This window comes from Actinomadura mexicana, assembly GCF_900188105.1.
Lineage (GTDB): Bacteria > Actinomycetota > Actinomycetes > Streptosporangiales > Streptosporangiaceae > Spirillospora > Spirillospora mexicana.
In genome coordinates this window covers 180,848-194,723 of the sequence record NZ_FZNP01000002.1, presented here as the reverse complement: position 1 = coordinate 194,723, position 13,876 = coordinate 180,848, and the positions used below count along the sequence as shown (strand labels likewise).

The 13,876-nt window shown below is 69.8% G+C and carries 7 protein-coding genes; 3 read left to right on the top strand and 4 right to left on the bottom strand.

What is annotated here, in order from left to right:
* The first annotated feature begins 267 nt into the window (after positions 1-267).
* Positions 268-1,212, top strand: a complete 945-nt coding sequence (locus CHC11_RS05270; protein ID WP_342749954.1) for a helix-turn-helix domain-containing protein — start codon at positions 268-270, stop codon at positions 1,210-1,212.
* Entirely contained in the window at positions 1,209-1,412 is a 204-nt protein-coding gene (locus CHC11_RS05265; protein WP_089310462.1) for a DUF397 domain-containing protein, read from the top strand. The genes CHC11_RS05270 and CHC11_RS05265 overlap by 4 nt, the downstream gene beginning before the upstream one ends.
* Positions 1,413-1,811: 399 nt before the next feature.
* Here CHC11_RS05265 and CHC11_RS05260 read toward each other — a convergent pair whose 3' ends face one another.
* Together CHC11_RS05260 and CHC11_RS05255 are read right to left on the bottom strand one after the other, a co-directional pair.
* Positions 1,812-3,887: an MBL fold metallo-hydrolase gene (locus tag CHC11_RS05260; RefSeq protein ID WP_089310461.1), complete on the bottom strand. Its 2,076-nt coding sequence runs from the start codon at positions 3,885-3,887 to the stop codon at positions 1,812-1,814.
* The gene (locus CHC11_RS05255) at positions 3,884-10,027 is read right to left on the bottom strand and encodes an AAA family ATPase (RefSeq protein ID WP_245918924.1); all 6,144 of its coding nucleotides are present in this window, start codon (positions 10,025-10,027) and stop codon (positions 3,884-3,886) included. The genes CHC11_RS05260 and CHC11_RS05255 overlap by 4 nt, the downstream gene beginning before the upstream one ends.
* A gap of 681 nt (positions 10,028-10,708) precedes the next feature.
* On the opposite strand from CHC11_RS05255, the gene CHC11_RS05250 reads away from it, so the two are divergent.
* Positions 10,709-11,554: a hypothetical protein gene (locus CHC11_RS05250; RefSeq protein WP_089310459.1), complete on the top strand. Its 846-nt coding sequence runs from the start codon at positions 10,709-10,711 to the stop codon at positions 11,552-11,554.
* A 223-nt stretch (positions 11,555-11,777) separates the two neighbouring features.
* Here the strand turns inward: CHC11_RS05250 and CHC11_RS05245 are convergent, their stop codons facing one another.
* Together CHC11_RS05245 and CHC11_RS05240 are read right to left on the bottom strand one after the other, a co-directional pair.
* Positions 11,778-13,202, bottom strand: a complete 1,425-nt coding sequence (locus CHC11_RS05245; RefSeq protein ID WP_089310458.1) for a DEAD/DEAH box helicase — start codon at positions 13,200-13,202, stop codon at positions 11,778-11,780.
* A 218-nt stretch (positions 13,203-13,420) separates the two neighbouring features.
* Positions 13,421-13,624, bottom strand: a complete 204-nt coding sequence (locus CHC11_RS05240; protein WP_024936225.1) for a cold-shock protein — start codon at positions 13,622-13,624, stop codon at positions 13,421-13,423.
* Positions 13,625-13,876: the final 252 nt, after the last annotated feature.

The following is a 13,876-nucleotide window of genomic DNA, read 5'->3' as shown; positions in this document are numbered from 1 at the left end:
CCGGGCGCCCGGCGGGAGCCGCCCGGGGGTCGTCGGTCGTACTTCATGATCGGCCTCTTTTTGGTGCGGGGGACTGGTTGATCCTCTTGATGTGGCGATGCGCGGAACAGGGCGCCCTGTCCGGCTCATCGTGATCACGGATTATCGGGATTCACTCCCTGTTGACTCCGAGTAGAGCACCATGAAAGCGAGGTCCGCAAGCAGTCGGATCGATTCTCCGCCGAGAATTTTCGCAGGTCAGAGACCTGTTGCGGGCCAAGTGAGGGGATGCTTTCATTCCGAGTGAAATGCGGCCCCGAGATGCGAGATGGAGGTGATGTGAGTGTCGGAAGTAACCACGGGTTCGACCGTCCCCCGGCGGCAACTCGGCCGGTACCTCCCGCGGAACTCCGGACTAATGCGCGCTTAACCGTACATGTCACGGCGAAAGCGCTCGAATGGTCCGAAGCCAAGATGTGGAGGATCGAGACCGGCCAAACGTCCCTGCGCTCTCACGACGTGGAGACCATGTGCCGCGTGTACGGCGCACCCGAGGAGCTGAAGTCCGCCCTGATGGGCCTGGCCAAGGAGACCAAGGGAAAGGGATGGTGGCACGCCTACGGCGACGTGATCCCGGAGAGCTTCGACCTCTTCATCGGCCTGGAGGAGGCTGCCAGCAGCTTGGAGGAGTACTCACCGGAGCTGATCCCGGGCCTCTTCCAAACCCCCGACTACCTCTACGCGCTGTTCAGGAATAACCGACCTGATCTCCAGGACGAACAGGTCGAACGACGAGTCCGCCTGCGAGTGCAACGGCAGGCCCTGGTCAAGCGAGTCACCGCGGCCCCTGACCTGAAGGTCGTCCTCAACGAGGCCGTGGTTCGCCGAGTCGTCGGCGGGCCCGCGGTCATGGCGGCCCAGCTCGATCGACTGGCAGAGCTGAACGAACGCCCCAACGTGTCCGTCCGCGTCATGCCGTTCTCGGCGGGCTCCCATCGCGGACTGGACACGGGGCCGTTCATCATCCTGCGGTTCCCGACGAGGGGAGACGGACGCGATCACGAACCGCCGACGGTGTATGTACAAGGCTTCACCGGGGCTCTATATCTGGATAAACCCCGCGAGATCGACCGCTACGCCGGGGCCTTCACGGTCATCTGGGACAACGCTCTGCCCCAGGAGGACAGTTCGGCGTTGTTCCGGCAGGTAGCAAGGGAGATGGACGGACGATGAGCACAGACGTCGCTGCTGCGGCCCACTGGCGCAAGAGCAGCCGCAGCAACACCGAACAAGAGTGCGTGGAGGTCGCGGAGCTGCCGACCGCCATCGGCATCCGGGACAGCAAGAAGCCCGAAGGCGGCCACCTCCCCCTCGACCGCACCACGTTCACGGGCCTCCTCACCCGAGTGAAGGCCGGCGACCTGGACTTCTGAGCACACCCCCGGGAGGGGCTCCCAGTCACCATCTGGGACGCCGCTCCGCCCGGCAGGAAGCTTGACATCGACCGGGCGGACAGCTGGGGAGATGAATCGACGATGAGCGTTGACTTCGCAGGAGCCAGGTGGCGCGAAAGCAGCCGCAGCAACTTCTAACAGGTATGCGTGGACGTGGCCAGTCGCCGACTGCCATCGGCGTCCGGGACAGCAAGAACTCCGAGGTCGGTCACACGGCCCTCGCCCGCATACCTCCTTCACCGCCCTCCTCACCCGCGCAAAGACCGGGGCCCCAGACCTCTGGCTGGACTCCCCAGAAGCGTCCCGGCGGCCACACGCCGCGGGGACACTCCCGCATGCCGCAGCGCCGGCCTGCCGCTGAACAAATTTCGAGTTCGGTCACTTCCTGTGAGAACGAGAGTTGGGGCGCCACAAGGCGGTTTCGGTCGTCTCGTGATCGCGGACCCGCAGGATTTCGCGAAAGCGTCGCTGGCGGTGCTGGGCGCCATGGACGAGCATCGTGTGACCGGCGGAAACCTCATCGGCTATGTCCAGGAGGCCTCGCCGGTCGGCGTGGGCGGACAGGCGTAGGGCTGCGACGCGTGCCCGTACGGAAACGGTCACTACACCAGAGTGATCCGGGAGGGTGAACTTGCCCCCTGCTTCGGGCACCTGCCTCAGTTGCGCGCCGGGGGACTCCTCGTCCTGGTAGCCGGAGAGGAAGAGGGCGCTGCCTGACTCGGGCAGGATGCGCGCCGCCCACTGTACGGCGGGGCCGCCGGTCAGCATGCCGGACGTCGTGATGACGACGCCGTTCCGGAACGTGTCCAGTTCGGCGGGGCGGTTCGCGGGAGTCACGGCCGGGCCGAAGACCTTCAGCGGTCGGGCGGAGGTGGCGGTCGCGGTCTCGAAGGCGTTGGTCAGCTCGACCGCCATCCCGTCGATCCTCACCGGCACTTCGGGGAGATGGCGGCGCATCAGGAGAGCCACCTCCTGAGCGCGTCCGAGGGCGAACGCGGGGATGAGTACCCGGCCGCCGTTCTGATATATCTCCCGAACCTCCCGGATGAAATCGCCGACGCGCCGTGCCCGGTCATCGTGGTTTTCACCACAGCAGGTGCTCTCCATGACGAGAAGGTCCGCACCGACGGCCGAATCGGGGAGCGCGTAGCCGTCCACGCTCTCCTGTGAGAAGCCGGAGATGTCGCCGGTCACGACGACACGGCGGTCACCGGCGCGGATGACGGCTCCAGCCGCCCCCAGAATGTGACCGGCGGGAAAGAGTTCGACTGTCAGCTCACCGATGCGACGTGGGACACCGTAGGTGACCTCCTCACACCGCGCGGCCGCTGCGTCGACCTCGGGCGGACCGTACAGCATGGTTCCGCCGGCCCCCCAGCGGTTCAGCTGGCGGGTCCGGCCGCGCATGAGCTTGGCGGTGTCGCTCCACATCACCGGCATCAGCCGTACGGTCTCGGCGGTCGCCAGAACGCGAAGGCCGGGATGCCGGGAGACCATTGCGGGCACATACCCGCAATGGTCGTTGTGGGCGTGGGTGACCACAACGCCGTGGAGATCGCCCGACATCGCCTGTTCGATGGCGCGGGGCGGCCTGGCCTGTTCGCCGGGACGCAAACCGGCATCGACCAGCAGCCGAGTGCCCCCTGCTTCGACGAGCAGGCATGAGCCGCCGATCTCGGTGTCGCCGCCGAGAGGCGTGACTCGTAGATCGAGCTCTCGTGTGACGCGGACGGGGGGCGGTGCCGGGGCGATCATGGCGCGTACGGCGTCCAGTAGCTTCTCCGGCGCAAGGGCGGTGGCTTTCGCGGCTTCCAGGAGCGTTCCGTTGTACTGGCCGGGTGGAGCGGCCTCGTTGTGCGGGTCCCTGGCGGCAGAGTCGTCCTTCGGCGGGGAGGGCGGCTGCTCCAGGATGTGCAGCAGCGCAGCGGCCACCGCCTGCGGCTCTTGGAATCGGTGGTGTTCGATCGCGAGTTGGCGGTTGAGCTTGTCGACACGCTCTTCCAGGTCCGCTTTGGCATCGCGGGTCTCGGTCAGCAGCCGCTCCGCCTTCTGAACGTCGTCCTCGGCGTACTCGCGTCGCTGCCGTTCGGCCGCGAGCCTTTTCCTGAGCTCGGCGATATTGCGTGCGGTTCGTTGAGCGGCCCGGTCCTTGGCTGGTGAAGACGCGAGGTCGAGCGCGTCGATCGCGGCCTCCACCACGGCGTTGTCGGGCGACAGCAGCAGCGCGGCGAGGCTGCGGGTCTGCTCGTCGGGCCACGCGTCGGCCATGTTCTCGGCGGTCCTGGCTCGGACGGCGGGGAAACGCCGCAGGATCTCCAGCAGCCAGGGCAGCCGATTCCGGACCAGCCAGTCCGGACCACCGGGCAGATGCGCGGAGATCGGCCGAGACCGCACCACCCGGGCCACTGCGTCGAGGACGGGTGCGGCGGCGGTTGGGACGTCCTGGGACTTCAACGTTCCTCCGCGGCCCGGGTGGCCTCGGCCAGCACGGGTTCGCAGCGGAGCAGTCCATCGATGGGCTCCAAGGCGCCCAAGATGCGAAGGACCTGAACTAGGTCGGCGGTGCCCGAGTATCCATGTGAAACCAGCGCCTGGAGCGTCAGGCCTGGGGCCCCCTCGTCGCCGTGCATCGTCAGCAGATCGGCCAGATCGTCAGGACTCTGCGGTCCCTCGGGCGCGATGTCCGTGACCAGCACCTGCCACGCTGCGGCCAGGCACGCATCCGCCCGCACTCCGGTGTCCGAGACGAGGGCGGCGGGCTGCGTGCGAAGCTGTTCCCGGCAGTACGCCAGCGCTTGGTCCCGGTCTTCGCCGTTGTCGTTGAGCCGGTTGACCACCTGGCCGATCAGCTTAGGCCACCCCCCGGTAAGGCGGAGCAGCTCCTCCTGCTCCCCCACCCCGGGGAACCCGTTCGCGTCCTCCCACATCCACTGGCGGATGGCGAGCTGGTCGAACCGGCGCAACTCGACCACGTCGACGCCGTCCTCGGACAGCAGATCCAGCCAGGAGGAGGCAAGGCCCGCTCCGGTCACCAACACGATGGCGAGGGTGCCCTGGTGCGGCGCTGCCACCGCGTCGCGTGCCTCGCGGACGCGTGTTGCGACCTGCTGTGCCGTCTTGCCGACGGGCATGTTCGCGACGATCACGGTGTGTCCGTCATGGCGGTTCGCCCGAGAGAGGGCGCCGGCCATGGGGTACAGGCCCTGACCGGTGCCGACGGGCAGGATTTTCACCCCGGGGTGCCCGGACTCCTCCGACTCCAGGGCGGCGGTGACCCGTTCGACGTGCAGGGCGCGCGACCCCGCCACCACGTGCACCAGGTCATGGGGTCGGAGCAGCGCCGTGAGCTGGCGGCTGCTGAAGGGCGAGCGCTCGGGTCCGTCCTTGAAGATCCCGCGGTAGGAGTGGGCGTCGAAGCTGTCGGGCCTCTCGAATTCCCCGGCGTTCTGCAGAACGTCCTCGACCTCCGCGGTGCCGCCGAGCAGGTTGAGGATGTGCGGGGTCCGCAGCCGGTAGCGGTCGGCGTCCAGCCCGAGGACTCCGAGGTTGACGCATTCGTCGAGCAGGCTGCGGAAGCCGTCGCCGGTGCAGTCCTCGAAGCCGGACTCCCACCAGTACCGGCACTGCTCCGACAGCTCGCCGACGCTCAGGGTCGCGTCCGCGCCGTCCGCCAGCGCGTGCAGCGCCACCGTGTACGCGATCACCTTGTACCGCTTGTCCAGGTTGAGCGTCCACTCGAAGCGGTCGCGGAAGCCGCGTGCCAGCTTCTTGTCCCGCCACACCTCCGACACGTCGGCGGGGGTGATCTCACACGGGAAGTGCCGGGTCGCGCGCGGATCCCGGCGCATCCGCTTCAGCAGCGCCTCCGCGAAGAGCTGGACGAGCGCCGGCGCGTTGTTGGCCTCTGCGATGACCCGGGCGGCGAGGGTTTCGGGGAAACGGAAGCCGAGCGTCTCCAACGGGCGCACGAGCAGGTTGAAGGCGTCCTGCGGCTCCAGTGGCCCCACCGCGATGGGCGTGCCGAGATGGGCGAGCGGCTGGTTGGTCAGGCTCTGGAACCGGGCGGTCTGGTGGAGACCGGCGAAGACGACCTTCACACGGCGGTCGGTCTCGTTCATCAGGTCGCGCAGCGCGATGACGTTCTCGAATTTCGCGCCCTTGGCGTCCCAGTTGAGGAAGTGGTCCGCCTCGTCCAGCAGGATCAGCAGTTGGCGCTGCGGGTCCTTGCGGATCCAGGCCCGCACGGCGTCTCGCACCTGCTCACGCCGGACCGGCCCGGCCGAGATCACGCCGGCTTGGACGAGCTTGTCGGCGAGTTTGGACCATAGTGAATCAAGCGGCGCCACTTTGCCGACCGTCTGGATGTTCTCAAGGATGATCTTCCGGTCCTTGGCGGTCGCCTGGATGTGCCGTTCGGCCTTGCGCAGCAGCGCCGACTTGCCCAGCTGGCGGCCTCCGTATACGAACGACGACCCGGTGCGGTCGGTGACCTCGCGGAGCTGGTCGGCGCGACCGTAGAACATCTCGTCCGGGACGTCGCCGACCGGTGCGTACGGATCGGTGCCGGTGAACGGCGCCATGAGCGCCACGGCGGTGGCCCAGTAGGGTTCGGGCATGCAGGCCAGATAGGCGACGGCGACGTCGTCGAGCACGCCGGCCACCGGGGCGGGCCGCCGGCGCGCGGCGGCCGCGAGCTGCTGCCGCTCCTCCGGGGACAGGACGCCGAAGTACCACACCAGGACGGTCTGGTCCTCGGGCTGCTCCTTGAGCAACTCGATGAGCTTCTGCGGGCCCGGACGGCGCCAGACGAGAAGGAGCCGGAGCCGGTCGCCGGACGGGCTCATCCGGGATCCGAAGGCCGGCAGCAGCGCGTCGCCCACCATGCGGACCTGCTCCAGGTCGATCCATTTGCGGTGCGGCTCCTCGGGGCCGTGGCGCTGGGCGCCCTCCAACCCGATCATCCGGAGGATGCCGGCCACCGCCGTGCGCAGGTTGCCCGCGGTCTTGTTCCGGCCGAGACCGCACGCCGCCCACTGGCGGAGCGCCTCCCCCGCCTCCGCGCGGCGAGCGTTACGGATGGCCGGGATGTTGATCCCGGCGTTGTGCAACAGCTCGGCCAGTCGGGAGTCGTCGACGTCCTTGTTGGCGTTCAAGGCGTTCTTCAAGACGTTGAGGAACTCGCTGGTCTCCTGCCTTCGGGCCTGGTTTCCTGCTCTGGCCGCGTCGTCGGCGAACGCGCTCGGGAAGGCGGGGTAGAAACGCTCCAGGTGGTCGATGCCCTCCGGGGCCTCGTGCAACTGCCGGTCGGCCCGGATCTGAGCCAGGTACTCCCGCGCCGTCGTGAGGTCGCCATCGTCTATGCGCTCGGCGATGCGGTCGCGAAACGCGGCGATCTGCGCGTCATCTCGAGCCTGCTCGTCCAGCCTGGCGCGCTCGCATTCGATCGCGGTCGCGCGCCACTCCTCCAGCCGGACGGCCAGCTCGTCCAGAGAGCGTCCGATCCGATCGAAGTCGCGCCGCTCACCGGTGAGGGGGCCCAGGGTCTCGTCCGCGCGGCGGACCTCGTGCTCTGCCAGCACCCCGTCACGCGCCCAACCGGCGACGCGATCGCGGAGCTTGTCGATTCGCACGTCGGTGGCCTTGCGGGTGCTCGCGATCAGTGCCTCACGGCGTTCCCGCAGCTCTGCGGCGAGTTCCGGCTGCCGGTGTTCCAGCACGGTGATGATCCCAAGAGTGCCCTCGTGGTCGCCGCGCTGCGCCCGCTGCTCGAACGCCGCGCGCCACGCCTGGTCGTCGGCTCGGGCGACCGGCATGAGCTGGTCCACCGACGGCGGTTCGACGGGTTCGAACGACGCCGGTTGCACCGCGACGTCGGGGGCGAGCAGCAGGTCCCGGTTCAGCACGTGGGCGGCTGCCGGCTCGGTCTGCGGAACGGACGCGCCGTCAAGCATGTCGAGGGTCTGCATGAGGAGGCCGCGGGTGGCCTCGGCCGCGGCGGCCGACACACCATCCGGGGAGGATGCCAGCTCGTCCAGCGCGGACATGATTTCGGCGCGGCGCTCGATGACGGACTCCTGGAGCTTCCCGAGAGCCCCGAGCCTCCAGTCCTGGGTGGCCGTGGCGTCCGGAGCGGCGGTCTCCTTCACGGCCCGAACCCATTCGCCCACCGTGTCGATGGCGGTCTTGGCCTTGCTGATGAGCTGAGCGCGGGCGCCACCGATGATCTTTTTGGCGCGCCGCCGCGCGGCGATGCGGCGATGCGTCTCGTCGATCATCCGGTCGATCTCGCCGTTGGCGCGCAGCCGGGTGATCTCCTGCGTGGCCTCGACGACGCCTGCCGGGTCGTCCTGCGCGGCGATCGCCAGCAGCCTCCCGATCGTGCCCTGGGGCAGGACTAGCGCCTTCCAGACCTCGGTGGCCAGCTGATAGTTGATTCTGCGCCGGGGCTCCTCCTCCAGCAGCCGGGCCGCCTCGCGCGCGGCCTGTGCCCGGATCATCGCCGTCTCGGCCCTGCCGCGCGCATGGCCGGCGATTCCCGAACCGAGATAGGCCCCGCTGCGTGCCGCGCGCGCGAACGCGTCTCCGCAGTGCACCAGTGCGGGATGGCCCGAGACGAAGACGGCGAGCTCTTCCAGCAACCTGGTCGACTCGGGAGTGGGGTGAATCAGGCCGCCCCGGATCGCGGCCCCCCACATCAGCAGGCGTCCCGCGGGATCGTCGGCCAGAGCTTCGGCATTCACGTCCACGGCGGCCGCGGCGAACTCGGCCGACAGTGGCCCCGCGAAGACCGCCATTTCCGCCGCGATCGCTGCGCAGCGCCGCGCCGCCTCCTCCGCGATCGGCCTGCCGGCCGCGGTGCGCATCCAGCCCGCCAGTCCGAGCCGCCCGGCGCTCAACGCCGCTGCCTCGGCGGCCGCGAACTCCGGCATGGCGACGACGGCCGCAGAGAGCTTCCGAGCCGCCTCGCCCTCGTCTTGGTCCACGTCTCCCGCCGCACCCGGCTCAGCACTTTCCGAGCTCGGCGTGTCCTCCTTCGGGACGGATTTCTCCTCGGGCGCCGGCTCCGCGGCCATTCCGCCACGGATGCCCTCCTCCGTGACCTCGCCATCCGCGCGGTCACCGGAATCGTGACGGTCCTTGGGTCCGCCGCTCCGGATGCCGGGGAAGGATTCGGCGATGTACGCGTCCAGCTCATCCAACTCGTCCTCGGCGAGCCGGGACTCTTCGCTTGCGGGGGTCGGTTCGGAGTCGTTCGCTGGCGAGGCCTCGACCCTCGGCTTGCCCGGATCAGCGGTGGTGGGCGCCTCAATGGCGGTGGATGCCCCTGCCATCGCCCCGCCCTCCGCGGGCGGTTCGCCGATCGTGAGGCCGCCCATCAGCGCGAGGTCGACGAGCTTGCGGCATCCGTCGGGCAGAAGCTGCCGGGCGGATTCGGCGAGCGCGTGCGTTCGCTCGAAAGCGTCCGGTCCCTCGGTCGGCTCGATCAGCTCGGCGAGGTCCGCCAGGCCGCTTCCGGACGCGCTACGGGCCATCCGGCGCACCGTTTCGATGGCCTCGGCGAACGCCTCCGGCCCCTGAAGACCCGTCAGTCTGCGGACGTGCCCGGCGTGCGCCTCGGCCGACCGTGCGGCCTCCAGCACGGTCGCCAGCACCGCCAGGTCGGCCGCCGGTTCAGCGCCTTGCGCGATGGCCGCGACCTGCTCGTGCAGGGCGTCGAAATCGGTGACCGCCTCACCGAGCAGGATGATGTCGTGCTCCCCCGGGCGGCGTCCGGCGCGAAGATCCGCAGCCGCCCGGTCGGCGGCGTCCGCCGCCTCCTGAAGGCCGAGTCGGAGCTTGTCGAGCGCGTCGGTCATTTGCTGAAGGTCGTGCCCCGCGCTGACCGTGCCATCGGCAACGGCGGGGGCGGTCGGGTCCGAGACCAAGACGGATTCGCTTTCGTGGTCGTAAGGATCCTGCCGAGCCATCTGTCGCAGATCGACGAGTCCGGCAGGTCGGTTCGGAAGTGAGGGGTTCCGTTCGCGCAGAGCTCCCCACGCTGACGAGACGGCATCCGCCGCAGTGCCCAGACGGTCTAGATCGGCGACAAGCAGGCCGAGTGCCACGGGGGCGAGGGGGCGATTCACTTCGACAACTCGGGCGAGACACCAGTTCACGATCGAGATGGGAAGCGGGGAGGCCAGGCAGGCGCGCATCACGGGGGCATGAGCGAGAACCCTCGCCGCTGAGGCCGGAGTCAACAGAGCCCGGCAGTCGGAGTCCGTGAGGCCATCCTGATTGCCGAAGCAGTGCAGCCAGACCGCGCTGATCACTTCCTGGAGGGCGCCGCGGCGGCGCGGCTCTCCGCCGCGCAGCGTGCGCAGCACCATCTCGGCCGTCCGCAGCGAAACCTTTCTGGAATCCCGTAAGCCGACCTGGCCCAGCACCGCACGAAGAACTCTGGGCGGGCAACCGTGAAGGAGTACCTGTACGTCCTCGCCGGCGACTGTGGCCAGCACAGCGTCCGTGAGACCTGCGGGCCTGAGATCCCAGTCAGGCGCCGCAAGAAGGCCTAACGGGGCCGGCCCCTCATGACCACCAGTTTGCCGCCCCATCGCCACCTCCGAAGCCGACCCGTCCGTAGAGCGCGGTGTGTGTGTGACGCGTCCATGCCTACATGGGATGACAGACATCATCGTTAGCCCGATATCGGGCCGAACGTGCATGCGTCCCATCTCGGGATGAACAACCCCGCCTTGGACTGTAGGGAACGTGGTGGTCTGTCACATGCCGAAGGCCAGGTGAGGACACCTTGGGCGCGTGCACGTCAGGTGAAGGCCAGGGCAACGGGAGCCCTGCGACCGCGGGTGGGGGCGCGAGGGGAATTCTGAGGAGATCGGCCGGGTGGATGCGGGCGGTTGGGCTGGGGCGCGGGTGGCCGCGGGTGGGATTGAGGTGGCCGTATGAGGTCAGGGGGTGGTTTTTCTGATCTTGCCAGTAAATGCTGGCGTTGATGTTCGGTCGTTCGAGGAGGCGCTGTGGATCGAAGCCCGCTGAATCCCCTGCTGTCGCGTCGGGCCTTTGGGCTGGGCGGGGCCGTGATGGTCGGGGCCGCTGTCGGTGGGTCGCTGGGTGGGGTCGCGCGCGCCGCCGGCCCGGCGCTGGGGGAGTGGGTCGATGTGCCTGTCCCGCCGATGGCGGGGCGGAGCCAGCTGCTCGGTCTTGCTGCGCCGGACCCTTGGCATGTCTTCGCGGGTGGTACCGAGAACGCGTTCGAGCCGGACTCGCGTGCCGTCATGCTGCATCGGTCCCCGCGCGGCTGGACCCGCGCCGCGATGCCTGAGGGGCTGGTCGTCGTCAACGACGTCCGCGCCTGGCACGCCGCGGACGTGTGGGCCCTCGCCGCAGGCCGGAACGCTCAAGAGCGCACCGACCTGCTGCACTGGAACGGACGCCGCTGGACGACGGTGGCAGGCCCCACCGGCGAACTGCTGCAGGCCATCGAGGTCGACCGGACGGGCGGGCTGTGGGCGACCGGGGTCAGTGGGGACGCCACGACGGTGTCGGTGCGACGGCACGGCCAGTGGACGAATGCGCTCACCCTCCCGCAGCCTTCCGGGCTCAACGCCATCGCCGCCGGAAGCGCCACGGACGTCTGGGTCGGGGGATACGGCGAGTCGCAGACCGGCCCGACCCCGCTGTGGCACTTCGACGGCACGGACTGGACGCGCACCCCGTGGGAATCCACCTGGGGCCACTGGATCCTGCAGATCGAGTACGTCGCCCCGGACGACGTCTGGTTCTACGCCCTCGAACAGCACCCGCTGTTCCCGCCGCCGACGCTGCACCACTGGAACGGCTCCGCGTTCACCGTGCACGGGATGCCGAGCCCGTCCGACCCGGTCGGCGAGGCGCACCCGATGTCCACCGTCGGCTTCCTTGGCTCGATCGCCGCCGACGGGCGGGGCGGCGTCTGGGTGTCCAGCCCGTTCGACCCCGCGCACCTGCTGCACTTCGACGGCGCGTCCTGGACCCGTGCCACCCCGCCCGCCGGGGCGACCGCGTACTCGATGGCCCGCGTCCCGCACACCACCACCGTCTGGGCCGGTACCCAGATCGGCACGGTCTGGCGCAATTGCTGACGCCCGCGCCGACCGGACTGGTCGGCTTGGCCGATGGCCTTTGGCGATGATGTCCCCGGCGCGTCGCCGCGCATGTCGGGGAGATGATCGACTACACGGGCGGATACCTGGGTGTCGAGGACGCCCCGGCGGAGGTCTCGGCTTCGGCGGCGACGGGACGCGCAGACGTCGGTGCCTCAGCGGCGATGGGAGTTCCTCCTCACCGCCGCCGAGAGGGCTCGGGTCAGCTGTTGAGCGAGGGCGCTCGCCGACGCGGCCTGCGCGAGGGCGCGGCGGCGTGGGCGTTCCCGCGCGGGGAGCCGGAGGCGGCGGGCCGCGGCTTGCGGGCCGGGGCGGTGTTCGGGGCGGCGGCGGCGCGGGCCGGCGGGCGGGCGCCGGTGATGCGGGCCAGGTCGGCGTCACCGGGGCGCACGCGGACGGTGCGGGGGGTGATGCCCGCCTTGGTCATCATGTCGTCCATCTCGCGGCGCTGCTCGGGCAGGACGAGGGTGACCACGGTTCCGGCGTTCCCGGCGCGGGCGGTGCGGCCGCCGCGGTGGAGGTAGTCCTTGTGGTCGGCGGGCGGATCGACGTTGACGACCAGATCGAGCTCGTCGATGTGGATGCCGCGGGCGGCGACGTTGGTGGCGACCAGCACGGTGACGTCCTTGCGGTGGAAGCCGTCCAGCGCGCGGTTGCGCTGCGACTGCGTCTTGCCGCCGTGCATCGCGGCGGCGCTGATCCCGCGGGCGGTCAGCTTGCGGACGAGGCGGTCCGCGTGGTGCTTCTTGCCGACGAACATGATGACGCGGCTCTCGCGGGCCGCGATGTGCACGGTCGTCTCGTGCTTGTCAGTGTCGGTGACGTGCAGCAGGTGGTGTTCCATGGCGGTGACCGCGCCGGCCGGCGGGTCGACCGAGTGGGTGACCGGGTCGCTGAGGAACCGGCGGACGAGCCGGTCGACGCCGCCGTCGAGCGTGGCGGAGAACAGCATCCGCTGCCCGTCGGGCGGCGTCTGCTCCAGAAGCCGGGTGACCTGCGGCAGGAAGCCGAGGTCGGTCATCTGGTCGGCCTCGTCCAGCACCGTGATCCGCACGTCGCCGAGCCGGCAGTCGCCGCGCTCGATCAGGTCGGCGAGCCGCCCGGGCGTGGCGATCAGGACGTCGGCGCCCCGTGCGAGCGCGTTCGCCTGGCGCGGGATCGGCAGGCCGCCGACCACGGTGGTCATCCGCAGGCCCACGGAGTCCGCGTACGGTTCGAGCGCGCCGGTGACCTGCTGGGCGAGCTCCCGGGTGGGGACCAGGACCAGGGCGAGGGGGCTGCGGGGCTTGGCCCGGTGACCGGCGGTGCGGGCGAGCAGCGCCAGGCCGAACGTGAGCGTCTTGCCCGACCCGGTGCGGCCCCGGCCGAGGACGTCACGTCCTGCGAGGGCGTTCGGGAGGGCGGCGGCCTGGATGGGGAACGGCGCGGTCATGCCCTGGCGGCCCAGCGTCTCCTGGAGCGGAGCCTGCAACGGCAGCTCGGCGAACGACGTGACGGCGGGGGCCGGAGGTGTGGCCTTGACCGCGGCCGGAGGCGCGGCCTTGGCGGCGGGCCGTCGCTCGTCCGCCGGACGGCGGGCGGGGCGAGGCCGGGAACCTCGGGTGCTGGATCTGGGGGCGCGGGGCATGGTGAAGCCTTCCTTGGGCGCGGTGCGTGTCAGGGAAGTGCTCCGTCATGCGGGACCGCGGACTCGGCGAAAGTCCGAGTGGAGGATTCTCAAGAACGAACCGGGAGCGGTCCAGCGGGGGGTTCCGCCGCGGACCGGGTGAGACGAGGGGCGCGGATCAGGCGCCGGACAGCAATGCGGTGCGCGGCCCTCGGGACCGCGCACCGCCTACGCCGTGATCAGGCGGGGACGATGTTCTCCGCCTGCAGGCCCTTCTGGCCCTGCGTGATGTCGAACGACACCTTCTGGCCCTCCTGGAGCTCACGGAAGCCCTGGGCCGCGATGTTGGAGTAGTGGGCGAAGACGTCGGCGCCGCCGCCGTCCTGCTCGATGAAGCCGAAGCCCTTTTCCGCGTTGAACCACTTGACGGTACCGGTGGCCATGACTCTCTCCTTCAGGGTGTGCCCCGTCCGCACACCGTGTGCGGACGAAGACGCCGCGATGGCCCATCCGGAAGATCCAGAAAAAACAAAAGTGCGCCTGAGGTCAGATCCAACAGGCGCACGCACATGTCTATGGGAACCGCAACTGCTAGCTACGGTATCACAGGATTCGCCGGGGCCGATCAGGGGGCGCCTGTCGCGATAATTTACCAGCCCGGTCCGCGAGAAGCCTTCAGGGAACCGCCCGGTACG